This window comes from Ruegeria sp. D1(2025) (assembly GCF_056536425.1).
On the sequence record NZ_JBQFPO010000001.1, the window covers coordinates 427,951 to 451,123 of the forward strand.

At 59.8% G+C, this 23,173-nt stretch carries 26 protein-coding genes; 18 read left to right on the forward strand and 8 right to left on the reverse strand.

Features of this window, described 5'->3' with window-relative positions; all coding sequences use genetic code 11:
- Positions 1-73: 73 nt before the first annotated feature.
- A complete protein-coding gene (locus tag ACR1XU_RS02250) occupies positions 74-1,060 on the reverse strand; it encodes a GlxA family transcriptional regulator (protein ID WP_480905368.1) in 987 nt (328 codons plus the stop codon).
- 131 nt (positions 1,061-1,191) lie between these two features.
- Here ACR1XU_RS02250 and bcoG point away from each other — a divergent pair, with 131 nt between their 5' ends.
- From bcoG to ACR1XU_RS02265, 3 genes are all read left to right on the forward strand, one after another.
- Positions 1,192-2,109: a 3-dehydrocarnitine:acetyl-CoA trimethylamine transferase BcoG gene (bcoG, locus tag ACR1XU_RS02255; RefSeq protein WP_170619157.1), complete on the forward strand. Its 918-nt coding sequence runs from the start codon at positions 1,192-1,194 to the stop codon at positions 2,107-2,109.
- Positions 2,110-2,197: 88 nt separating this feature from the next.
- Positions 2,198-3,661, forward strand: coding sequence for a carnitine 3-dehydrogenase (locus ACR1XU_RS02260; protein WP_170610626.1), 1,464 nt, complete (start codon positions 2,198-2,200; stop codon positions 3,659-3,661).
- Complete coding sequence (locus tag ACR1XU_RS02265; protein ID WP_480905371.1) at positions 3,658-4,416, forward strand: SDR family oxidoreductase; 759 nt, start codon at positions 3,658-3,660, stop codon at positions 4,414-4,416. The genes ACR1XU_RS02260 and ACR1XU_RS02265 overlap by 4 nt, the downstream gene beginning before the upstream one ends.
- Positions 4,417-4,419: 3 nt before the next feature.
- On the opposite strand, the gene ACR1XU_RS02270 is transcribed toward ACR1XU_RS02265, so the two are convergent.
- Together ACR1XU_RS02270 and ACR1XU_RS02275 are read right to left on the reverse strand one after the other, a co-directional pair.
- On the reverse strand, positions 4,420-4,602 hold the full coding sequence (locus ACR1XU_RS02270) for a hypothetical protein (protein ID WP_170610632.1): 183 nt from the start codon (positions 4,600-4,602) through the stop codon (positions 4,420-4,422).
- An 80-nt stretch (positions 4,603-4,682) separates the two neighbouring features.
- Positions 4,683-5,561, reverse strand: coding sequence for a helix-turn-helix domain-containing protein (locus tag ACR1XU_RS02275; protein WP_480905373.1), 879 nt, complete (start codon positions 5,559-5,561; stop codon positions 4,683-4,685).
- 107 nt (positions 5,562-5,668) lie between these two features.
- On the opposite strand from ACR1XU_RS02275, the gene ACR1XU_RS02280 reads away from it, so the two are divergent.
- Genes ACR1XU_RS02280 through ACR1XU_RS02290 form a run of 3 tightly spaced genes read left to right on the forward strand, consistent with a single transcriptional unit; the run spans position 5,669 to position 7,682 of the window.
- Positions 5,669-5,872: a DUF2061 domain-containing protein gene (locus tag ACR1XU_RS02280; RefSeq protein ID WP_170610965.1), complete on the forward strand. Its 204-nt coding sequence runs from the start codon at positions 5,669-5,671 to the stop codon at positions 5,870-5,872.
- Entirely contained in the window at positions 5,865-6,758 is an 894-nt protein-coding gene (locus ACR1XU_RS02285; RefSeq protein ID WP_170610637.1) for a fatty acid desaturase, read from the forward strand. The genes ACR1XU_RS02280 and ACR1XU_RS02285 overlap by 8 nt, the downstream gene beginning before the upstream one ends.
- A 21-nt stretch (positions 6,759-6,779) precedes the next feature.
- Positions 6,780-7,682, forward strand: coding sequence for an EamA family transporter (locus ACR1XU_RS02290; RefSeq protein WP_170619158.1), 903 nt, complete (start codon positions 6,780-6,782; stop codon positions 7,680-7,682).
- On the opposite strand, the gene ACR1XU_RS02295 is transcribed toward ACR1XU_RS02290, so the two are convergent.
- The 3 genes from ACR1XU_RS02295 to ACR1XU_RS02305 form a co-directional block, all read right to left on the reverse strand.
- Complete coding sequence (locus tag ACR1XU_RS02295; protein WP_170619159.1) at positions 7,679-9,028, reverse strand: DEAD/DEAH box helicase; 1,350 nt, start codon at positions 9,026-9,028, stop codon at positions 7,679-7,681. The two genes, ACR1XU_RS02290 and ACR1XU_RS02295, sit on opposite strands and share 4 nt — an antisense overlap.
- Positions 9,029-9,212: 184 nt before the next feature.
- A complete protein-coding gene (locus tag ACR1XU_RS02300; protein ID WP_480905376.1) occupies positions 9,213-10,151 on the reverse strand; it encodes a glycosyltransferase family 2 protein in 939 nt (312 codons plus the stop codon).
- 49 nt (positions 10,152-10,200) lie between these two features.
- Positions 10,201-11,808 (reverse strand): peptide chain release factor 3, encoded by a 1,608-nt coding sequence (locus ACR1XU_RS02305; protein WP_480905379.1) that lies wholly within the window; start codon positions 11,806-11,808, stop codon positions 10,201-10,203.
- A gap of 109 nt (positions 11,809-11,917) precedes the next feature.
- Here ACR1XU_RS02305 and ACR1XU_RS02310 point away from each other — a divergent pair, with 109 nt between their 5' ends.
- From ACR1XU_RS02310 to ACR1XU_RS02345, 8 genes are all read left to right on the forward strand, one after another.
- Entirely contained in the window at positions 11,918-12,280 is a 363-nt protein-coding gene (locus tag ACR1XU_RS02310) for a nuclear transport factor 2 family protein (RefSeq protein WP_170610651.1), read from the forward strand.
- 73 nt (positions 12,281-12,353) lie between these two features.
- On the forward strand, positions 12,354-13,133 hold the full coding sequence (locus ACR1XU_RS02315) for an SDR family oxidoreductase (protein WP_480905583.1): 780 nt from the start codon (positions 12,354-12,356) through the stop codon (positions 13,131-13,133).
- Between the two features lie 2 nt (positions 13,134-13,135).
- Positions 13,136-14,248: a hypothetical protein gene (locus ACR1XU_RS02320; protein WP_480905382.1), complete on the forward strand. Its 1,113-nt coding sequence runs from the start codon at positions 13,136-13,138 to the stop codon at positions 14,246-14,248.
- 106 nt (positions 14,249-14,354) lie between these two features.
- Entirely contained in the window at positions 14,355-15,401 is a 1,047-nt protein-coding gene (locus ACR1XU_RS02325) for a methyltransferase domain-containing protein (protein ID WP_480905385.1), read from the forward strand.
- Positions 15,402-15,481: 80 nt separating this feature from the next.
- Positions 15,482-16,570, forward strand: a complete 1,089-nt coding sequence (locus ACR1XU_RS02330) for an ABC transporter ATP-binding protein (RefSeq protein ID WP_480905388.1) — start codon at positions 15,482-15,484, stop codon at positions 16,568-16,570.
- Positions 16,571-16,691: 121 nt separating this feature from the next.
- Positions 16,692-17,474, forward strand: coding sequence for a 5'/3'-nucleotidase SurE (gene surE / locus ACR1XU_RS02335; protein WP_480905391.1), 783 nt, complete (start codon positions 16,692-16,694; stop codon positions 17,472-17,474).
- Positions 17,471-18,121, forward strand: coding sequence for a protein-L-isoaspartate(D-aspartate) O-methyltransferase (locus ACR1XU_RS02340; protein ID WP_170610670.1), 651 nt, complete (start codon positions 17,471-17,473; stop codon positions 18,119-18,121). Before surE ends, ACR1XU_RS02340 begins: the two co-directional genes overlap by 4 nt.
- Positions 18,122-18,184: 63 nt before the next feature.
- Positions 18,185-19,348, forward strand: a complete 1,164-nt coding sequence (locus ACR1XU_RS02345; RefSeq protein ID WP_480905587.1) for a peptidoglycan DD-metalloendopeptidase family protein — start codon at positions 18,185-18,187, stop codon at positions 19,346-19,348.
- A gap of 61 nt (positions 19,349-19,409) precedes the next feature.
- Here the strand turns inward: ACR1XU_RS02345 and ACR1XU_RS02350 are convergent, their stop codons facing one another.
- Together ACR1XU_RS02350 and ACR1XU_RS02355 are read right to left on the reverse strand one after the other, a co-directional pair.
- On the reverse strand, positions 19,410-20,081 hold the full coding sequence (locus tag ACR1XU_RS02350) for a helix-turn-helix transcriptional regulator (RefSeq protein ID WP_480490080.1): 672 nt from the start codon (positions 20,079-20,081) through the stop codon (positions 19,410-19,412).
- 21 nt (positions 20,082-20,102) lie between these two features.
- A complete protein-coding gene (locus ACR1XU_RS02355) occupies positions 20,103-20,408 on the reverse strand; it encodes a hypothetical protein (RefSeq protein ID WP_480905396.1) in 306 nt (101 codons plus the stop codon).
- Positions 20,409-20,627: 219 nt separating this feature from the next.
- Between ACR1XU_RS02355 and ACR1XU_RS02360 the strand changes: the two genes are divergently transcribed.
- The 4 genes from ACR1XU_RS02360 (at position 20,628) to ACR1XU_RS02375 (ending at position 23,139) form a co-directional block, all read left to right on the forward strand.
- A complete protein-coding gene (locus ACR1XU_RS02360) occupies positions 20,628-20,843 on the forward strand; it encodes a twin-arginine translocase TatA/TatE family subunit (protein ID WP_170610679.1) in 216 nt (71 codons plus the stop codon).
- 6 nt (positions 20,844-20,849) lie between these two features.
- Entirely contained in the window at positions 20,850-21,308 is a 459-nt protein-coding gene (tatB, locus tag ACR1XU_RS02365) for a Sec-independent protein translocase protein TatB (protein ID WP_170610681.1), read from the forward strand.
- On the forward strand, positions 21,305-22,180 hold the full coding sequence (gene tatC / locus ACR1XU_RS02370; RefSeq protein WP_170610684.1) for a twin-arginine translocase subunit TatC: 876 nt from the start codon (positions 21,305-21,307) through the stop codon (positions 22,178-22,180). Before tatB ends, tatC begins: the two co-directional genes overlap by 4 nt.
- Before the next feature lie 116 nt (positions 22,181-22,296).
- Positions 22,297-23,139: an ATP-binding protein gene (locus tag ACR1XU_RS02375; protein WP_480905399.1), complete on the forward strand. Its 843-nt coding sequence runs from the start codon at positions 22,297-22,299 to the stop codon at positions 23,137-23,139.
- The last annotated feature ends 34 nt before the right edge of the window (positions 23,140-23,173 follow it).

Here is a 23,173-nt window from a genome sequence, read left to right on the forward strand (position 1 = left end):
GGCGCAGCCCCCGTCGCCAGCAGTGTCTTCCTCGAGGTCTTTCTGAACAATTGACTGGTTTGGTCAGTTTTGGTCAGTGATGCGTGGGCTGGGTCCGGTCTTGCCTCAGGTCACGGGCCGAGAGGCCGTGGGCCGTACGGAAGGCGCGGGCAAAGCTGGATTGTGAGGCGAAGCCGGTGGCCAGGGCCACATCCATCAGTGGCATGTCCGTGTCGGTAACAAGGCGGCGCGCCTCGGCCAGGCGCAATTGCAGGTAGTGGTCCTGCGGCGTGGTGTTCAGGCGCAGACGGAACTGTTGTTGCAGGGTGCGGGGACTGGTGCCCAGACGGTCGGCGATATAGGCCAGCGGCAGTGGTTCGTCGAGCGAGGATTCCATCAGCGAATTGGCGCGGGCGGTCAGGGCAGAATGGCGATGCGGTGCGCCGGTGCGGCTTTGGGGTTTCGAAGGTTGCGGCGCGCCTTCGTAGAGGAACAGGCCCGATACGCGCGCGGCGAAGCCCGCGCCATGGCGGGCGGCTATGATGTGAAGCATCATTTCGACTGCGGGAATCGCACCACCCGAAGTCAGGCGGCCTTCTGACACGGTGAAACGGTCCGGGCGGACGTCGACTTCGGGGAACCGCGCGGCGAAACTGCTGAGGTCTTCCCAATGCGTTGTGGCAGGGTGGCCGTTTAGCAGACCGGCTTCGGCCAGCAGCCACGGTCCGCCATCGATACCGGCCATGGTGGCGCCGGTGCCGGCAATGCGACGCAGGCCAGCCAGCAGACTGGGCGTGGCATGGCGGGCGAGCTGGAACCCGGCGACGACAATCATCAACTCGCAGCTTTGCAGCCGGGCCAGGGGGATCCCGGGCACCTGCAGGGCGCTGGTTAGCATTGCAGGTTCAGCCGTTGCGGTGACGTAATCCCAGTCAAAGGCCGGGCGGTCTGCCAGACGGTTGGCCGCGCGCATTGGATCAACGGCCGAAGCGAAGCTGAGCGTGTTGCATTCGCCCAGCACAAGTACCGCCGTTTTTAGGGCGCGATGTTCGGGCTGAAGTATGTTTTTTGCGGATTTCATCAAGTTCGATTCGCATTCTGGCAAGTGTTTTCCCAAGGCTGCGTCAGAGTCGGCAGCAACGCAAATCAGAATCCGGGGAAAAGCCTGGGGAAAACCCAAGGTGAATCCGGGTATAACTTGGGGAAAACGCAATGCCTCTGGAAATGAACCGCGAAGTCTTCATCACCTGTGCTGTCACCGGATCGGGCGGGACGCAGGATCGCAGCCCGCATGTGCCGCGCTCGCCCAAGCAGATCGCCGAAAGTGCGATTGCCGCGGCCAAGGCTGGCGCAGCGGTGGTGCATTGCCACGTGCGCGACCCGGAAACTGGCGCACCGTCGCGTGACCTGGCCCTTTATCGCGAGGTCACCGACCGCATTCGCGATGCCGAGGTTGATGCGGTCCTGAACCTGACCGCCGGCATGGGCGGAGACATCGTGTTTGGCGGGATTGAGAACCCGTTCCCTGTCAATGAAGCCGCAACGGACATGATCGGTGCGTCCGAGCGTGTGGCCCATGTTGCAGAGTGTCTGCCCGAAATCTGCACGCTGGACTGCGGCACCATGAACTTTGCCGAAGCCGATTACGTCATGACAAACACGCCCGGTGCGTTGCGCGCGATGGGCAAGATGATGACGGACCTGGGCGTGAAGCCGGAAATCGAGGCGTTTGACACCGGCCATCTGTGGTTTGCCAAGCAACTGGTCAAGGAAGGTATTCTGGAACCCAACGCCCTGGTCCAGCTGTGCATGGGCGTCCCGTGGGGCGCGCCGGATGATCTGAACACGTTCATGGCGATGGTGAACAATGTGCCGGATGACTGGACCTTCAGCGCGTTCTCGCTGGGACGGAACGAGATGCCGTTTGTTGCCGCCTCGGTTCTGGCGGGCGGCAATGTGCGCGTCGGGCTGGAAGACAATCTGTGGCTGGAGAAAGGCGTGCTTGCCGAGAACTGGCAGTTGGTGGAGCGCGCGGGCAACATCATCGAAAACATGGGTGCACGGGTGATCGGACCGCAGGAAGTGCGTGAAAAGCTGGGGCTGGTTAAACGGGCTCCGGTAGCGAAGTGAGAACGGAGCGATACTTGGGGGCCCAGCCCCCAAACCCGCGGAGTATTTTGAAAAAGATGAAATATGCGCGTTCAACTGGCAGGATGACATGAAAACAGCGGCGATCATTGGTGGTGGTGTAATCGGCGGCGGATGGGCCGCACGGTTTCTGCTGAATGGCTGGGATGTTCGGGTGTTCGACCCGGACCCGGAAGCCGAGCGCAAAATTGGCGAAGTGCTGGACAATGCACGTCGCTCGTTGCCGGGACTCAGCGATGTGCCTTTGCCGGCCGAAGGGGCGCTGAGCTTTCATGAGGATATGGCCGATGCCGTCAGGGGTGCGGACTGGATTCAAGAAAGCGTGCCCGAGCGGCTAGAGCTGAAATTGAAGGTTTACAAGGGGTTGCAGGAGGCGTGTGATCCGGGCGCGATCATTGGGTCCTCGACCAGCGGCTTCAAGCCTTCGGAGTTGCAGGAAGGCGCACTGCGCCCCGAGCAGATCGTCGTGACGCACCCGTTTAATCCGGTGTATCTGCTGCCGTTGATCGAACTGGTGCCGACCGAGAAGAACGCGCCCGAGCTTGTTGCAAAGGCCAAGGAAATGCTGACGTCGGTCGGCTTCTTCCCGCTGCATGTCAAGAAAGAGATCGACGCGCATATAGCAGACCGGTTTCTCGAGGCCGTCTGGCGTGAGGCGCTGTGGCTGGTCAAGGATGGCATTGCGACCACGGAAGAGATCGATGAGGCGATCCGTATGGGCTTTGGCATCCGCTGGGCGCAGATGGGGCTGTTCGAAACCTATCGCGTGGCCGGGGGCGAGGCCGGGATGCGGCATTTCATGGCGCAGTTTGGACCAGCCCTGCAATGGCCCTGGACCAAGCTGATGGACGTGCCGGAATTTACCGATGAACTGGTCGACATGATCGCCGAACAGTCCGATGCGCAATCCGGGATGCACTCAATCCGAGAACTGGAGCGTATCCGCGACAACAACCTTGTCGGGATGATGCGGGCGCTGAAGCTGCAGAATTACGGGGCTGGTGCAGTGCTGAACCAGCATGACGCAATGCTGCGGCCCGGCGCGCTGCCGACGCTGGATCAGGCGGATCTCAGCCAGCCGATCCTGACCCTGTCGCGGGCGGTGCCGCTGGACTGGACCGATTACAACGGTCACATGAACGAGGCCAAATACCTCGAGGCTTTTGCTGCGGCGACCGACCGGTTCATGGAGATCATTGGCTGTGACGCGGATTACATCGCCTCGGGCGGCAGCTATTTCACCGCTGAGAACCACCTTCGCTATATCGACGAAGTCCATGCGGGCGCAAAGATTGAAGTGCGCACGCAGATGCTGTTGGGTCAGGGCAAGAAGCTGCACGTTTTCCACAGCATGTACGAGGGCGACAAGCTGCTGGCAACGGGTGAGAGCTTTTTGCTGCATGTCAGTCTGGAAACCCGCCGCCCCAGCGCGCCTTCGGCCGAAATTGAGGATGCGATGGCGCGAATTGCCGCCGCGCAGGCTGATCTGCCATACCCCGAAGGTGCGGGTGTGGCCATTCGGAAACCGTCATGACCCAGCGGGTTCTGGTCACGGCCGGCGCCGCGGGCGTCGGTCGTGCCATGGCCGATGCGTTTGACGCGGAAGGCTATGAGGTCTGGGTGACGGATATCGATCAGGCGGCGCTGCAGGCCTTGCCGGATCACTGGACGGCGCATTGGACGGATGTGACCAGCGAGAACGACATGAGCGCCGTCTTTCAGGCGGCCGGTGCAGCAGGCGGTCTGGACGTGCTGTGCGCCAATGCGGGGATCGCAGGGCCGACTGACGCGATCGAGGATATCGATCTGGCCGCCTGGAGGTCCTGTGTCGCGGTCAATCTGGACGGCGCATTTCTGGCAGCCAAACATGCGGTCCCGATGATGAAATCGGCGCGGACGGGAAGCATTATCCTGACGTCTTCGACGGCCGGACAATATGGGTATCCGTTTCGCGCGCCTTATTCAGCGGCGAAATGGGCCGTGATCGGGTTGATGAAGACGCTGGCGATGGAGCTGGGGCCGCACGGTATACGCGCCAATGCAATCTGCCCGGGCGCTGTCGAAGGCCCCCGAATGGAGGGCGTTTTGCAGCGTGAGGCTGCGGCCAAGGGAATGACCCGCGACCAGGTTTACGAAGGCTATGCCGCGGGCACCTCGATGGGCCGATTCGTCGAGGCGCAGGATATCGCCAATATGGCGGTCTTTCTCGCCTCGGATGCGGCAAGGCTGGTGTCGGGGCAGGTGATTGCCGTGGATGGTCACACCGTCAACCCCGACCCCAAAGTCTAAGCGTCAGGCCTGATTTGGGCCACGCAACTGACGAATAGCGCTGCGCACGGCCTGCCAGTCCTGAGCTTCCTGTGTGTTACCGGAAGCTTCGCATTCGCGCATTTTCTGAGCGGCCTCCGCCTCGGCCCGGTCGCCGTGCGCGGTATAGAGGGCGCGTGCGTATTCTGCCGTTTTCAGTGCGTCCATTCCTGTAGTCCTCCGTCTTGTGATCGGATGTCCCAAACGTTCGCGCGAAGGCACCATAACACAGGAACTGCCAGGCTGCATCACTGCGTCTGAGATGGACCTGAGATCGCTGACCTGAATTGCCGCAGATGATCCGGAAAATCGCGGGCGGTCAGGTCGGCCTCGCGGATCAGGGTATCGAAATGGCGGGTGAAAACCTCGACCCGGTCACGGTCGCGGAAAGCCATGTAATGGCTGCCGGCGTAGAAAACGCACAGAAGGGGGCCGAATATCGTGACTGGTGCGGAATAGAGCCGTTTGGCATCAAACAGATAGATGCGCAATCGTGGATAAAGCAATTCGCAGAGTTCCAGCAGGTGATCGATCTGATCCAGTCGGACCCGCAAAGGCAGATCCTGATAGTAGCCCGTGCCGTGGGCAAAACTGTGGATTTCATAAAGCGGCATCGCGATCTCATAGTCCGATTGCGCACTGCGCATCCACGCCAGCCGGTCGGCAGACGCACCGATCGCCTGATCGGCCGTACGACCCAGATGGGGGGCGTATTCCCATTCCAGAACGGCGCGGGTTTTCAGCATGTCGGGCAGGGTGGCCGGGACATAGCGGATCTTGTATCCCGCCGCTTCCTGATGCCACTCAAAGATACGCTCATCAACCAGGGCGCGGGGGGCTTCGGCCATGGTCAGGGAGCTGGCCAGCAGCTCTGCCGCGCTTTCGGGGCGGTTGGAGAGGCTGAGCAGCCAGTCCGCCGAAACACCAAGCGCCGAAGCGCAACTGCCAACTACATGCGCGTTAGGCAGTCGGGCGCCCGCGTCGGCCAAAAGCTGTGAAACTGTGGATCGGTCCACACCGATTCCCCGGGCCAGTGCGCTTTGACTGACACCGCGTTCTTCCATGGCGCGGGCCAGACGCAGACGAAACTGCGCAGCGCGATCTCGTTTGTCGATTTTTTCCTGCATGTGATAATAAATATCACGTTTGATGAGTTTTGTTAATCATATTCAGAATTCTCACGCCCCTCTGTTGCCGATAAATCTTGAAACATAACAAGACTATGGGTGACGGAATGGAGACACGGCGCAGATCAGTCGTGAAGGCTGTGGTTTGGAATGCGATGGGACTGGCAATGATGACGCTGGTCGGGCTGATCGCAACCGGATCGGCGGCAGTTGGCGGTACGCTGGCAATCATCAACACAGCCATCGGACTGACCCTGTATGTGATTTACGAACGTGTCTGGGCCGGCATCACATGGGGGCGTGATGTCTGAGCGTTCCGGTCCCGAGTGGCGCACTTTCGCATTGATTCTTGCCTGTTACGGGGCGTGGTTGCTGACAGTCTTCTTCATGGCGTCCTGGAGCCTTTGGCTGGCCATCCCGGCAATGGGGGTCATAGCGGCACTGCATTCTTCCCTGACTCACGAGGCTTTGCATGGCCATCCGTTTCGAACCAAATGGGTGAACGAGGCGCTAATGGCGCTGCCGCTGACATTGTTCATTCCCTATAACCGGTTCCGGGATATGCATCTTGCGCATCATCGTGATGCGGCACTGACCGACCCCTATGATGACCCCGAAACCAACTATCTGGACCCCAAGGTATGGGAGTCTTTGGCCGGCTGGCAAAAGCTGGTTTACAGCGCCAATAACACACTTTTGGGCCGCATGGTTCTGGGGCCGCTTATTGGCCAGACCGCGTTCTTTCGCGATGAGTTGCGCGGGGCGCTGCGTGGCGATCCGGCCATTTTGCTGGCATGGGCATTGCATCTGCCTGGGGTGGCCATGGTGTTGTGGATTGCTGCTGCGTCTGCCATGCCGGTCTGGGCGTTTGTCATTTCGGCCTATATTGGGCTGGCACTGGTAAAGATCCGCACTTTTCTGGAGCATCGCGCGCATGAGAAATCGCGGGCCCGAACCGTTATCGTCGAAGATCGCGGTCCGTTGGCTTTTCTGTTTCTGAACAACAACCTGCACGTCGTTCATCATATGAACCCGGGCACACCGTGGTATCAGCTGCCTGCGCTTTACCGGAATAACAAGGAACGGTATCTGGCCTGCAACGAGGCCTATGTCTATCGTTCTTACGGACAAATCTTCCGTCAGTATTTCTGGAGCGCCAAAGATCCGGTGGCGCATCCTCTCTGGCCAAAGGGTTGATTTAAGGACAAAAGGGAAGCCATGAGCCTATGGATTCCCGTCACCGTTGCGGCCGCTGCGTTTCAGACCGTGCGGTTCATGCTGCAAAAATCACTGAGCCGCATTCAACTGAGTGCGGCAGGCGCCACATTCGCGCGGTTTGCCTATTCGATGCCGCTGGCCGTCATCGGCCTGATCGTTGCCATGCAATCGACCGGTTTTGCACTGCCACATTTATCCGCGAAGTTCTGGATGTTTGCGGTTCTTGGCGGGACCACTCAGATTCTGGCGACGATCTGCGTCGTAGCTCTGTTCAAACAGCGCAATTTTGCTGTGGGTATCACCTTTAAGAAAACCGAAGTGATTCAGACGGCTATCGTCGGTTTCCTGATCCTTGGCGATCAGGTTTCATCAGGGGCATTAATTGCCATCCTGCTGGGTTTGGCGGCGGTGTTCTTGTTGTCCAAAACACCGGGCGGCGACGGAGAGTGGTGGCGCCACCTGACCAACAAGGCGTCCCAACTGGGGTTGGGATCCGGCGTGCTTTTTGCCTTTTCGTCAGTCAGTTATCGCGGTGCATCGATGCAATTGGGCGATCTGGATGCGTGGTTCCGCGCGCTGGTCACGCTGGCCGCCGTGATCATGTTTCAGTTCCTCAGCATGGGACTGTGGCTGCTATGGCGTGACCGGGCCGAATTGCGGGCCGTTTGGGACACCCGGCGAACCGGTGTTTTTGTCGGGCTGACCAGCTTGTGTGGTTCGTTCTGCTGGTTCTTTGCGTTCACGCTGCAAAATGCGGCCTACGTCAAAGCGTTGGGGCAGGTGGAATTGATCCTCAGCCTGCTGGCTTCGTTGCTGTTTTTCCGCGAAACCATCACCCGGCGTGAGATCGCCGGGATGTCTTTGCTTGGAATATCAATTTTGGCGTTGGTGCTGGCGATCTAGCCCGCGCGGCGTTCATCAAAGCTGAGGGCGATGAAGCTTGGCAGGTGATCGCCCATGCCCACGACTGATGGGCCGTTGTCCTCGTGACGGTTGCGCCCGCGGGGTTTGGGTTCTTTTTCCCGCTTGCCTTCACTTTTTCGGCCTTCTGAAGATCTGGATTTCTTCTCGGGCTTCGGGGTGTCCGGTTTGGGTTCATCTTTGACCGGGTTGTCGATGCGCGGAATATCCTTCTGGATCAGTTTTTCAATCGCATCCAGTGCCTTTTCATCGCGGCCCGAGCAGATCGTGATGGCCTTGCCCTCACGCCCGGCGCGGCCTGTGCGGCCAATGCGGTGGACGTAATCCTCGGCATGGCCCGGTACGTCGAAATTGAACACATGGCTGACCGATGGAATATCCAAGCCGCGTGCCGCCACGTCGGAGGCGACCAGCAGGCGCAGAGAGCCGTCGCGGAAACCGTCCAGTGTTTTCATCCGTTGCGACTGGTCCAGATCGCCATGGATGGCGGCGGCATTGTAGCCGTATTTCTTCAGCGATTTCGCGCAGATATCCACGTCGGTCTTCCGGTTGCAGAAGATGATCGCGTTGGTGCATTTGTCGCCTTCGGAGTCGATCAGCGCACGCAGAACCTTGCGTTTGTTGCTGGCTTCACGGTCGCGGCGACCACCTTTGAACATGACCACGCCCTGCTCGATGGTCTCGGACGCGGTGGCCTGACGTGCAACCTCGATCCGGGCGGGGGCAGACAGGAAAGTGTCGGTAATCCGTTCGATCTCGGACGCCATGGTGGCCGAGAAGAACAGGGTCTGCCGGGTGAACGGCGTCAGCGAGAAGATGCGTTCGATATCGGGGATGAATCCCATATCCAGCATCCGGTCGGCTTCGTCTACCACCATGATCTGCACGCCGGTCAGCAACAACTTGCCGCGTTCGAAATGGTCCAGCAGGCGGCCCGGCGTGGCGATCAGAACATCGACCCCCCGATCAATCAGCGCTTCCTGCTCCTTGAAGCTGACACCGCCGATTAGCAGCGCTTTGGTTAGTTTCAGGTGCTTGGAATAGGTGTCGAAGTTTTCCGCCACCTGAGCGGCCAGTTCCCGGGTCGGGCACAGCACCAGCGAGCGCGGCATACGTGCACGCGCGCGGCCACGGGCCAGCAGGGTGATCATCGGCAGGGTAAAGCTGGCGGTTTTGCCAGTACCGGTCTGGGCGATCCCCAACACATCGCGGCCCTCAAGCGCAGGTGGAATCGCGCCTTCCTGGATCGGAGTGGGTGTTTCGTATCCGGCTTCCTCAATAGCCTTGAGGACCTTCGGGTTCAGGTTCAGTTCGTTAAACTTTGTCATATACGTCCGGTTCATGCGGACACTTGACCTGGCCCGCGCGTCTGTAAAATGCCGGGCCCGGATGGCCATGCGCCCCATGCGCATTTCGGCTTGGGCGGGACATAACAAAATCGTAACACCAGGTCAAATGAAGAGCGGTTAATCTGGAGGCGCCAAAGGCGTGTATTCAGTTTTCCGCAACAATTCAATTGGTTCCGGGAAAGTGTTTCGCGACTTTTGCGTCCAGATCAAGGGGTCGGTGCCGGATCATGCCGTGATCTTCCAGCCGGGTGCGTGTCGCGGGGTCTGCGCCGCTCATCTCGTCAAAAAAGCGGCGTAGCCCATCCATGCCATCTTCTGCTTCGATCATGCCCAGAAGTTCATTCATGTTCACGCCGCCACGTTCGCGCGCGACATTCGGCGACATGCCGGGCTGATAGGATCCGCGTGCGATCCGGAACGGATAGTGGGCCAGCCAGTGTTCCCAGTCGGGCGCATGGCGGTGGCAAAGGTCCATGCCGTCCAGTTCCACGCAATCGCGCAGAATTTCCCCGTTTTGGAACAGGTTGTGGATGCGAAAGTTGATCTTCGACATGCCGGTACGAACGAACAGCTTGCCCTGGATGTGGCTGAGGAAACCGCCCAGAACAAAAGCGCCGTAGGTGGGATAAAGGGTTTGCACCAGCGTGTCGCGGCCCCGGCCTTTGGGAATAAAGGCCTTGTACAGATCTTTGCCGGTCGCCAGCGCCTCGATCGGGCGGGTGCGGGCGGCGGGAATGTCATCTGGAACCTGCGCCAGCAGGTCTGGAACCGGGCGTTTCGGCCAAAGGAACTCGTCCAGGTCGATATGGGCCAGCCAGTTCAGGTCTGTCTTGCGGTACGTGTAGGTGGCGTTTGCTGTCTGGCGCACCTGGTGTTTGTCCGGGCGGTCCCGCTTTCGCCTTTCCCAGAATGCGGCGTCACAGACCCACACGTCTATCTTTGGATGGACCCGGAGGGCTTCGAAAGCCTGCGGATTGGGTTCGTCCAGAAAAAGGTACATCCGGTCCAGCCCCAGATCGAGGTGATAGGCCGCAAATCCGAGGATATCCGGAGCCGGACCCCGAATTGTGGACACAATGCCCCAGGTTGGTTTTCTTGCCATGCCGTGCCCGGTTTCGCCTTCTTGCCTGCAGGTTAGAGCAGGCAAGGGCTCAGGTCATCATCTCTTTGGTCGCCGTCAGGTTCAGCGCTGGATAGTCGCGGACGACCCGGTCGATGTCCCATTGCAAGCGGGTCAGATAGACAATGTCACCATCGTGGTCATGGGCGATGTGCTGCTTGTTGGCATTCACGAACTTTTCAACTTCGGGCTTGTCGCCGCTGACCCAGCGGGCACTGGTGAACTGCGACGCTTCGAAACGCACGGGCAGGCCATATTCCATCTCGATCCGGCTGGCGAGGACTTCGAATTGCAGCGCGCCAACGACGCCTACGATGAAACCCGAGCCGATCGAGGGTTTGAACACCTTGGCCGCGCCTTCTTCGGCAAACTGCATCAGAGCCTTTTCAAGGTGCTTCGCCTTCATCGGGTCGCCTGCGCGAACACCTTGTAACAACTCCGGAGCGAACGATGGGATGCCGGTCACGCGCAGCGCTTCGCCTTCTGTAAGCGTGTCGCCGATGCGAAGTTGGCCGTGGTTCGGAATGCCGATGATGTCCCCAGCCCAGGCTTCTTCCGCCAATTCGCGGTCGGAGGCCAGGAACAGGACGGGGTTCGAGATCGCCATCGGTTTTTTCGATCGCACATGCGTCAGCTTCATGCCGCGCTTGAAATGGCCAGAAGCCATGCGCACGAACGCCACACGGTCGCGGTGCTTTGGGTCCATATTGGCCTGAACCTTGAATACAAACCCGGCGACCTTCTTTTCGTCGGGCGCGATCTGACGCGGTTCAGCGGACTGAACCTGCGGCTGCGGTCCGTATGCACCGATGCCCTCCATCAGTTCCTTAACGCCGAACGAGTTGATCGCCGAGCCGAACCAGATCGGGGTCATGTGGCCTTCCAGTACCGCCTGCGGGTCCAGGGCGGGCAGCAGTTCGCGCGCCATTTCGACCTCTTCCAGCAGCTTTTCCAGCAAGTGTTCGGGCACATGCTCGGCCAGTTTGGGGTCGTCCAGCCCGTCGATCTGAATGCTTTCGGCCACCTTGTTGCGGTCGGCCCGGTCCATCAGTTCCAGCCGGTCGCGCAGCATGTCGTAGCAGCCGATAAAGTCGCGCCCGACACCGATAGGCCACGCGGCGGGCGTGACGTCAATGGCCAGCATTTCCTGAATTTCGTCGATAATCTCGAACGTATCGCGGCTTTCGCGGTCCATCTTGTTGCAGAAGGTCAGGATGGGCAGATCGCGCAGGCGGCAAACCTCGAACAGTTTCTGCGTCTGGCTTTCAACGCCCTTTGCGCCGTCGATGACCATCACCGCCGCGTCCACGGCTGTCAGCGTGCGATAGGTATCCTCTGAGAAGTCCGAGTGACCGGGCGTGTCCACCAGATTGAACCGAAAGTTTCCATAATCGAACGACATCGCAGAGGCGGAGACGGAAATACCGCGATCCTTCTCCATCTGCATGAAGTCCGAACGCGTCCGCCGCGCCTCACCCTTGGCGCGCACCTGGCCAGCCATCTGAATTGCGCCCCCGTACAACAGGAACTTTTCAGTCAGCGTTGTTTTGCCCGCATCCGGGTGCGAGATGATGGCAAATGTCCGGCGCCGGGCAATCTCGGGCGGCAATACGGGTTGGTTCGAGGCGGTATCAAGCATGAGCGCGCGTATAGGCGTGGAATCCCGCCGAGGCAAGACAAAGGGGCTGGTTCGAATCATACCGTTATGGCAATAAGAACATATAGTGAACAAATTTCGGAGAAGATCGATGAATTTGAAAGAGATTGCCGACGAACTGGTTGCCGGTTGCCGCGAAAACCGGGCCAAGGAGAATTTGGAGAAACTCTATGCGCAGGATGCTGTTTCGGTAGAAGCGCATGAAATGGAAGGCATGGGCCGTGAAACCCATGGCCGCGATGCGATCCGGGGCAAGCATGAATGGTGGGAAAGTGCGCATGAGGTGTCCGGCGCATCCGTCAGCGATCCGTTCCCGCACGGCGACGACCGGTTTGCCGTGATCTTTGAAGTGCAGGGCACGGTCAAGGAAAGCGGTGAAAGCTTCGACATGAAAGAGGTAGGCATCTATCACGTCGCCAATGGAAAGATCGTGCGCGAAGAGTTCTTTTACTGACGCGCTTTGACTTCTGGTCTTCCCTGTCTGGCCGGTGCTAGACATGCGGGCAACAACAGATGGGGAGGATCGGATGGATCTGGGAATACGTGGAAAACGCGCACTTGTCTGTGCCAGCAGCAAGGGTTTGGGTCTTGGCTGTGCCGAAGCCCTGGCCGCAGCCGGTGTCGATCTGGTGATGAACGCGCGCGGGGCGGACGCTTTGGAGGCCGAAGCCGCCCGGTTGCGAATGGAACATGGCGTTGACGTGCTGACGGTGGCCTGCGACGTGACCTCGGCCGAGGGGCAGCGCCAAGTGATAGACGCCGCGCAGGGTGTTGATATTCTTGTGACAAATGCCGGTGGTCCACCGCCCGGATTGTGGTCGGACTGGGATCGGGATGATTTTATCAAGGCGCTGGACAGCAACATGCTGACGCCGATTGCGTTCATGAAGGCACTGCTGCCGGGGATGATGGACAAGGGCTGGGGCCGGGTGGTGAATATTACCTCGCAATCCGTGCGCGCGCCGATCCCGGCGCTGGGTTTGTCGAACGCGGCGCGGACCGGATTGACCGGCTATGTAGCCGGGACGTCCCGACAGGTGGCCCCGCAAGGGGTTACCATCAACAATCTGCTGCCGGGTATTCATGCCACGGATCGCGCGGTGTCGCTGGACGGCGGCGTGGCGACGCAGAAGGGGATTTCAATGGATGAGGCGCGCGCGGAACGCGAGGCGACCATTCCTGCCCGGCGATATGGCACGCGGCAGGAATTCGGCGCGGCATGTGCATTTTTGTGCTCGCAACATGCCGGGTTCATCGTTGGACAGAACATCCTGCTGGATGGCGGCGGCACCAATCTGACGATGTGAGCATGGCGCAGGGGTTTTCACTTAAGGACCAATTGTTCAACGCGGAAAAAATCAGCTATCTTGCGGGTTTATTCTCTGCTTCTGATGCTGGTTTTGACGCACCTGCCTTTCAGGCGCGTGTCATGCAGCGGTTGCCAGAACTTGAGTTGAAAGAGCGGATGGCCTGGATTGCCGAGTGCCTGCAACATGCAGCTCCCGGTGAATTGCCTGATGTGGCCCCGGTGATCCTGCGTGCGCTGCCGCCGCCTCTGGATCCGGACAAGACCGATGATGATTTCGGAGATTTCATCTTTGCGCCCTTGGGTGATTGGGTGGTGTCGGCAGGGCTGAACTACCCCGATCTGGCACTGGATGTACTTGAGGAACTGACGCAGCGGTTCTCGATGGAATGGGCGATCAGACCGTTTTTGAACGCCCACCCGGATCTTGTGATCGAGAGAATGCAGGATTGGTGCTTGCATTTCAGTTATCACGTGCGTCGTCTGGTCAGTGAAGGCACGCGGCCTCGATTGCCTTGGGGGCAGGCGGTGGGGCTGGAGTTGAGCGATCCGGTGCCACTGCTGGACAGGTTGCACGGCGACAACACACGATATGTCACGCGGTCTGTGGCGAACCATCTGAACGATATCACCAAAACGGACCCGGACCTGGCTCTGGATCGATTGCAGATCTGGCAGGCGGACGGCCGACAGAACGCTGACGAGCTCAGCTGGATGACCTCTCATGCCCTGCGCGGGCTGGTGAAATCGGGCCATGCAAGGGCGATGAAGATGCTGGGTTATGATCCCGATGCCGAACTGATCGTTGCGGTTGACCTGCATGGGGAAGCCCGGATTGGTGAGGCGCTGGAGTTTTCAGTTGATCTGAGAGGTTCAGGCGATCAACCAGTTTTGGTTGATTATATCATTCATTTTCAGAGGCCTGGCGGAAAGGTTTCACCCAAGGTTCACAAGCTGAAGCAATCCGTTCTGCGCGATGGCACACTGAGGCTGGCCAAGAAACACAAGCTGAAGGGCGATGCCACCACCTTTCGGTTGGTGCCGGGCATGCACCGGTTGGAGATTCAGGTGAATGGAAAAATACGCGCCGGTGCGGATTTCGAACTGCTGGGCTGAGACGGCAAGAAGCTCTCACGCTTTTGTCAGAATGGCGGTCGCCTGATTGCGCGCCAGCCGGTCTTGCACTAGCTGCTGAACAGGGGCTGAGGAAAGGATTCCGGTGATGAAGCATGAGGCGGTACAGAACTATTATGGCGAAGTCCTGCAAGGCAGTTCGGATTTGCAGACCAACGCATGCTGCACGCCCGATGACATGCCGGATCATCTGAAGAAGATTCTATCCCGGGTGCATGACGAGGTGCTGACACGGTACTACGGCTGCGGCTTGATTGCGCCGCTGGACCTGGAAGGAATGTCGATCCTCGATCTGGGGTGCGGTGCGGGCCGTGACGTTTATGCGTTGTCCGCCATGGTCGGCGAAAAGGGCCGCGTCGTTGGCGTGGACATGACGCCGGAACAGCTGGACGTCGCGCGGGCGCATCAGGACTATCACGCGAATGCGTTCGGATATGCCGCCAGCAATGTGGATTTCCATCACGGCTACATCGAAAAGCTGGACGAACTGAATCTTGAGCCCGGATCGTTCGACATCATCGTGTCCAACTGCGTTATTAATCTGGCCACCGACAAGGATGCTGTTCTGCGTGGCGCGCATCGGCTGCTGAAAGAGGGCGGCGAGATGTATTTCTCGGACGTGTACGCTGACCGCCGTGTTCCTGCCGCCATGGCTGAGGATGAGGTTCTGTACGGCGAGTGCCTGTCCGGGGCTTTGTACTGGAACGACTTCCTGTCAATGGCGCGCAAGGCCGGATTTGGTGATCCGCGCCGGGTGACGCATCGTCCGCTGACCATTGAAAATCCGGTTCTGGAAGAGCGCGTCGCGCCACTGAAATTTCTTTCGGCCACCTACCGGTTGTTCAAGCTGCCTGAACTGGAACCTGCCTGCGAGGATTACGGTCAGGCCGTGATCTACAAGGGCACCATTCCCAACGCGCCGCATCTGTTTGAGCTGGACGACCACCATGCCATAGAAACCGGCAAGGTTTACCCGGTTTGCGGCAACACCTGGATGATGCTGCACGATACGCGCTTTGCACGGCATTTCGAGTTCATTGGTGATTTCTCGACTCATTATGGCATCTTCGAAGGTTGCGGGGGCGAAAGTCCGTTCGAAGCCACAGGAGAAGCCGCCTCTGGTGGATGCTGCTGATCCCTTGCGCCTGAGGGGCGGGGTTGTTATCCCCGCCCAAGCCCGATGAATTTGATCGGGAAAGGCAACGGGGTTCATCGGTGACAGTAGAGAAAACTCCTCCTCCTCGTCTGGAGATTCGCAATCTGGTCGCGCGCTATGACGGTCAGGTCGTGGTGGATAACGTCTCGCTGACGGTGCAGGCAGGGCAGGTGACATGTCTGCTGGGACCGTCCGGCTGTGGTAAGTCCACTACGCTGCGCATGATCGCCGGGGTCGAGATGCAGGACTCGGGCGAGATCTACGTCGACGGCAAGCTGATCTGCGACACGGTTTTCCGTGTCCCGCCGGAACGGCGCGAGATCGGGTTGATGTTCCAGGATTTTGCCCTGTTTCCCCATCTGAGCGTGGCGGACAACGTTGCGTTCGGTCTGAAAGGCCGGAAAGAGGAAAAACGCGCCCGGGTCGAGGAACTGCTGACCAAAGTCGATCTGATGCGGTTCATCGATGGGTTTCCGCATCACCTGTCAGGTGGTGAGCAGCAACGCGTGGCGCTGGCCCGCGCGCTGGCACCGCGCCCGCGCATCATGTTGATGGACGAGCCTTTTTCGGGCCTCGACAATCGTTTGCGCGATGGCATCCGGGATGAGACGCTGGCCATCCTCAAGGAAGAAGACGCGGCGGTGGTGCTTGTAACGCACGAGCCCGAAGAGGCGATGCGTATGGCCGATGAGATTGCCCTGATGCGCCGCGGCAAGATCATTCAGCAGGGCGCGCCGTATAACGTGTATACGCGTCCGGCAGACAAGGCGGCTGTTGCTTTTTTCAGCGATGTCAACGTGTTGCGTTCGCAGGTGAACGGAGCTTTGGCGGAAACGCCTTTCGGGCAGTTTCTGGCGCCGGGTGTCCCGGATGGCACCGATGTCGAGATAGTGTTTCGACCACAGCATGTGCGACTGGACTTCGACCGGGGCGGCAAGGGGCCGCTGCCGACGCACACGGATGGGGTTGCTGCGCGGGGGGTGGTGCAGCGCGCGCGCTTTCTGGGCAATGAAAGCCTTGTCGAGTTTGAGATGGATCATGATGGCTCGACCCTAAAAGCCACTGTTCCGAATGTTTTTGTACCCAGCCCGGGTCGGGTCATGTGGCTGACGGTTCGCCGCAACCGGTGTTTCGTATTCCCGGTCTGAGGGGCTATGGCTCAGTTTAGTGCCAAGTGGTGCGTGAAAGCCGCAGATTGCGGACGTGCATTGCTTGCCGCAGCGTGGGGCTGGGTCTATCAAGGGCGAAACGCGGGGGTAATTCGGGCACATGCGTATTCTTCTGACCAACGATGACGGCATCAATGCGCCGGGATTGATCACGCTTGAGGCTATTGCAGCCGAACTGGCAGGGCCAGGCGGAGAGGTCTGGGTCGTTGCACCGGCCTTCGAACAGTCCGGCGTTGGTCATTGCATCAGCTATACCCATCCCATGATGATCGCCAAAATGGGCGAGCGTCGCTTTGCAGCCGAAGGCTCGCCCGCTGACTGCGTTCTTGCGGGCCTGCATGATGTGATGAAGAACCAGCAGCCCGACCTGGTTTTGTCCGGCGTCAACCGGGGCAACAACTCGGCCGAGAACACGCTGTATTCCGGGACCATCGGCGGCGCGATGGAGGCGGCACTACAGGGCGTGCCTGCGATTGCCCTGTCGCAATATTTTGGCCCCCGGAATCTGGGCCTCGAGGATCCGTTCGAGGCCGCTGGCCGGTTCGGCGCGGATCTTGTCCGGCGCATTCTGGATGCGACACCGCAAGAGCAGGGCGATTACCGGTTGTTCTACAACGTGAATTTCCCACCAGTGCCTGCGAATGAAGTGTTGGGCACCCGTGTCGCAGCGCAGGGGTATCGCCGGGACACATGCTTTTCAGTGGAACCGCACAGTTCGCCCTCGGGGCGGCGGTTCTTGTGGATCAAGGGCGGGTATCAGCATAACCCGACTGCTCCGGGGACCGACGCGGCGGTCAATCTGGAAGGCTACATCTCGGTCACGCCGATGCGGGCAGACCTGACGGCGCATGATACGCTGGAGGCGCTGAAGGCGATCGAATGAGCGGACTGAACCCTGAAACAACCATGCAGTTCCTGTTCGCCCTGCGTAAACGCGGGGTGACGGATGCGCGCGTTCTGGCGGCGATGGAACAGATCGACCGGGGCCGCTTTGTCAAGGGCCTGTTCGCGGAACGCGCCTATGAGGATACGCCCCTGCCGATTGCATGTGGTCAGACGATCAGCCAGCCGTCGGTCGTTGGGCTTATGACGCAGGCGCTGGAGGTTCGGCCAAGGGACACAGTTCTGGAGATCGGAACCGGCTCGGGCTATCAGGCGGCGATCCTGGCGAAGCTGGCGCGGCGGGTCTACACAGTAGAACGCCACAAGCGCCTGGTGCGCGAAACCGGTGAGTTGTTTCGCGAACTGGGCCTGACAAATGTAACGGCCATGCTGTCGGATGGATCGTACGGTCTGCCCGAGCAGGCCCCGTTCGATCGGATCATTGTAACCGCCGCTGCGGAAGACCCGCCCGGGCCGCTCTTGGCGCAACTTAAAATCGGCGGTATTATGGTGTTGCCGGTGGGCCAGTCGGATGCGGTTCAGACTTTGATCCGGGTCAGGCGAACCGAAACCGGGCTGGACTATGATGAATTGTTGCCTGTCCGTTTTGTGCCCTTGCTGGAAGGGCTTGGGAAGGATGGGGCGTAGTTGATATTTCCGAACTATGCGCCGGAACCCCGGAAAACAGGGGCAGGCGTTGAGGACAGCATGATGAGAGCAGTTTCCAAATCAGCAATGCGCCGTTGCGCTCTTGGAGCGACGGCATTGGTAATCCTTGCCGGGTGCGAGGGGCCATTGGACTATGACCTGCGGGGCAATGTAGGCGGATTTTCGACCGCCGATGCGGCGCTGGCGGCCACGGGCAATCGTCCGGCTCCTGACGCGCGTGGGGTCATCACCTATCCCAACTATCAGGTCGCGGTGGCCCGCGGTGGCGATACCGTCAATGACGTGGCCGCACGTGTTGGGCTGCCACCGGCAGAACTGGCCCGGTTCAACGGATTGAATGTCACTGACCCTCTGCGCGATGGCGAAGTTCTGGCGCTGCCGCGTTCGGTCGGCGGCGGCAGCAACGTCGATATTGCAGCCCTGGCCGGGTCCGCCATTGATGAGGCTCCCGAGAGCGGGGGTGTTCAGACCACGACATTGGAGCCGGCAAAGCCTGTATCACCCACACCTGCACCGGTGGGGCCCGAACCGGTTCGGCACAAGGTCAAGCGTGGTGAAACGGCCTATACCATTTCGCGTTTGTATCAGGTGCCGGTGGAATCCCTGGCGGAGTGGAACGGTCTTGGGTCCGATTTCACCGTGCGCGAGGGCCAGTACCTGCTGATCCCGGTCAAGGATCAGCCAGCGCCACGCAGGTCCGCGGCAGCGGCCACTACTGCAACGAATGTCACGCAGCCGGGGCAGGGATCTCCGACGCCGACACCCCCCAGTGCCACGCAGCCGTTGCCGGACGAAGAGGTTGCGCCATTGGCCGAAGCGCCTGATGTGACGGCGGAAGCGCCGACAAACACCAGCACCGCCGCCTTGTCCTTGCCGGTCAGCGGGACGATCATCCGCACGTTCGACAAGAACAAAAACAAGGGGATCGACATCGCCTCGAGTGCAGGGGCGCCGGTCAAGGCAGCTGATGCCGGGACTGTGGCTGCTGTGACGGAGGACGCAAATCAGGTTCCGATCGTTCTGGTGAAGCACAGCAATGATCTGGTTACGATTTATGCCAATGTTGCCGACGTTGCCGTCAAGAAAGGCGACAGGGTCCGGAGAGGACAGCAAATCGCGGCCCTGCGGGGCGGTGACGAGGCCTATGTGCATTTCGAGGTGCGGCAGGGGTTCGAAGCCGTCGATCCCGAGCCTTACCTCAAGTGACGGAAATGGCCCGTTCCGGGCCATGCCTCCGGCGGGAGTATTTTGAAAAAGATGAAGCCGGTCAGCTGTGCGGGTCGTAGTCGCTGAGCCTTTTGCCGGGTTCGTCGGGGAAGATCTCGGGCATTGGTGTGACTGCCTCGATCAGATCGATACGGAAGACGCGGAAACCGTCTCGCAGCTCGCACCAGGCGGTGAGGGTCCATACTCGGCCCCAGTATTCCATGTGCAGCGGGCGGATCACGCGATCGGTCAGGACGCCGTCGATGCGGCGGTAGGACAGGCGCAGTTTCTGGCGGGATTTGATTGCGGCGCGGATCGGGGCCATATGCGCCAGTCCGCGCGCGGCGTCGGCAAAGGGGTAGACGGCGAACTTCCAGCTGTCGGCTTCGGCCACGACCTGAGTGGGCAGCACGGCGTCGATTTTGTCGGCCAGTGATTCAGCAGCGGATTTAAGGTCGGGATCGGCCGCCTCGGCCACAATCGCCATGCCGAGGTTCAGCGCCTCGAGTTCAGCGGGGGTCAGGTTCAACGGAGGCAGGGTGATCTGCTCGCGCACCATATAGCCGACGCCGCGTTCGCCCTCGACCGGAACGCCCGAGGCGACCAGCGTGTCCATGTCGCGATAGATGGTGCGGACCGACACCTCGAGCCGGTCCGCGATGTCCTGCGCGCGGTGCAGTTTGCCGTCGCGCAGGATCTGGATGATGTCGAACAGGCGGTCAGAGCGGCGCATGACGCACCGTCCTGACCTGCCTCAGGCGGTCATGTTCCATAACACATTCTCGTGGCGCATCTGGATGCTTTCGGGGTTGATGGCAGCCATCAGGCCCGCGCAAAAATCCTGCTGCGGGAACTGCGCTGCGGCATCCTTGGCCGCCTTTATGTCTGTCCAGATCACGTAATCCGTCCAGCGGCCATCCTCACCCTGGCTCAGTTGGCGATGGGCAAATCCGGGGGCCGCGCGGACAAATTCCTCGGACGCCTGGCTGAGTTTCACGAACTCTTCCGGGGTGGTTCCGTTGGCAAGGGTAAAGGTGACGATTTCAGCAACATGGGTCATTTGATTCTCCGTTGACCAGGTTTCAATGCCCTCTGCCTAGCCCTTTACAACTGACATAAACCTGTCAGTTGAGAATTGCGAGTCCGCAAAAAACGCGCCACCGGTTCACATTTATGCGCGGAATTGACCTGCCTCACTTTTGCAGAGCGCTTTGCAGGCGTAGACACGGACCCAGTTCACATTTCCGGCGCGTGGCGCCGACGTAAGAGGAGAAAAGACATGCTCAACAATATCGGTCTTCCCGGCCTTCTGCTGATTGCCGTCGTGGTGCTGGTGCTGTTTGGCCGCGGCAAAATCAGCTCGCTGATGGGCGAAGTGGGCAAAGGCATCACCGCGTTCAAGAAAGGCGTCAAGGACGGAACGGAAGAGATTGAACAGGACGCGTCCGAGCTGGCCAAGGATGTCACGCCCGAGACCGAGAAAGACAAGGTCTAAGCGCGGATGTTTGATCTGGGCTGGACCGAGCTTCTTGTCATCGGCATCGTTGCGCTGATCGTGGTGGGGCCCAAAGACCTGCCGGTTCTGTTTCGCAATGTCGGTCGATTCGTCGGCAAGGCGCGCGGAATGGCGCGTGAGTTTTCCAGCGCCATGAACGAAGCGGCGGACCAGGCAGGTGTGAACGAGATCAAGAAGGGTCTGAATGCCGCTGCCAATCCTGTCAACACCGCCATGGACGGGGTAAAGCAGGCCGCGCAGGATATGGCCAAAAGCATGGATCCGACCAAGTTCGACCCGGACAGCGAAACCGGGAAACTGGCCGCGGAACGGGCGGAACAGGCCAAGAAGATCCAGGCCGCAACGGCTCGCGCCGCCGCCGACCGCAAGGCGAAAGAAGCCGCAGACGCGTTGGCCAAGGCAGAAGAGGCCGAAGCGGCGCTGAACACTGAAAGCAAGACATGACCAAGACCGACGAGATCGAAGATACTTCGGCCCCATTGATCGAGCATCTGGCGGAGCTGCGCACACGGTTGATCCATTGCGTGGTGGCGTTTCTGATCGGTATGATCATCTGCTTTACGGTGGCCACGCCGATCTTCAACTTTCTGACGCAGCCACTGTGCGAGGTACTGACCGAGCGTGGACAGGATTGCGGGCTGATTTTCATATCGCCGCAGGAAGGGTTCTTTGTCGCCATCAAGGTCTCGTTGCTGGGCGGTTTCATGCTGGCTTTTCCCTATATCGGGATGCAGATGTGGCGGTTCGTGGCGCCCGGCCTTTATCGGTCGGAAAAGAACGCCTTTCTGCCATTCATGCTGGCGTCGCCCTTCATGTTTCTGCTGGGGGCAAGCTTTGCCTTCTACGTGGTCACACCTTTGGCCTATGACTTTTTTCTGGGCTTCCAGCAATTCGGAGCGGAAGGCGAAGCGGTGGCCGACGGAACAAACGCAGCGCCGCTGAGTGTGGTGTTCCAGGGCTCAGCGCAGGAATACCTGAACCTGACGATCAAGTTCATCGTGGCCTTTGGCCTGTGCTTCCAGTTGCCGGTTCTGCTGACCCTGATGGGCAAGGCCGGGCTGGTCAGCGCCGAGGGGCTGGGAGCGGTACGCAAATACGCGGTCGTTGGCATTCTGGTGCTGGCCGCCATCGTGACACCGCCGGACGTGATCACCCAGATCATCCTGTTCGTCGTGGTCTACGGGCTGTACGAGATTTCGATATTCCTGGTGGCTCGGGTCGAGAAAAAGCGCGAAGAGCAATTGCGCGCCGATGGCTACTATGACGACGAAGAAGAAGCAGACGAAGAGATCGTAAAGGAAGAAGACGCCAGGTAAATCTGCTGAAAGTATTGGATCAGGCGCGCCGGTTTCTGGCGCGCCTTTTTCTTGCCGGCCCTTGTTGCGTCCGGGCGAACATGGTTTGACACAGGCAGAGATGACCGGAGGAGCCGATGGACGACCTAGCCCTGAACCGTATCGCCGACGCGCTGGAGCGTATGGTACCTGCACCGCTGGCCGCGCCCGATTTCGCCGTGGCATCGGCATTTGTCTGGCATGTTGAGCCGGATCGCCTGACGCCGGTCGAGCAGGTCAACAGGGTCGATCTGGATCTGCTGGTGGGGATCAACCGCTCTCGTGACACGCTTCTGGACAACACGCGCCGTTTCGCTGCAGGATTCAAGGCCAACAACGCCTTGCTGTGGGGCGCGCGGGGAATGGGGAAATCCAGCCTCGTCAAAGCTGTGCACGGCACCTTGCAGCATGAGCATCCGGATCTCAAACTGGTGGAATTGCAGCGCGAGGACATGGGCTCGGTCGCGCGTCTTCTGAACCATCTGCGGGCCGCGCCTTACCGGTTCATTCTGTTCTGCGATGACCTGTCGTTCAGCCATGACGACCAACACTACAAGTCGCTAAAGGCGGTGCTGGATGGTGGTATCGAGGGCCGCCCCGAGAACGTGGTGTTCTATGCCACCTCGAACCGTCGCCATTTGATGCCACGTGACATGATCGAGAACGAACGCTCAAGCGCCATCAACCCCTCCGAAGCGGTCGAGGAAAAGGTTTCCCTGTCGGACAGGTTCGGCCTGTGGCTGGGTTTCCATCCCTGTGATCAGGATGAGTATCTGGCGATGATCGACCGTTACTGCGCCGCTTACGGCGTTTCGGTAGACGCAGGAACCCTTCGGGCCGAAGCCATTGAATGGCAGGCCACGCGTGGCGCAAGGTCCGGTCGCGTCGCCTGGCAGTTCTTCGTCGATCTGGCCGGGCGCAACGGCGTTCATATCGCCTGACTCGCCCGCTTCATCTGGCCAAAAATATCCCCGC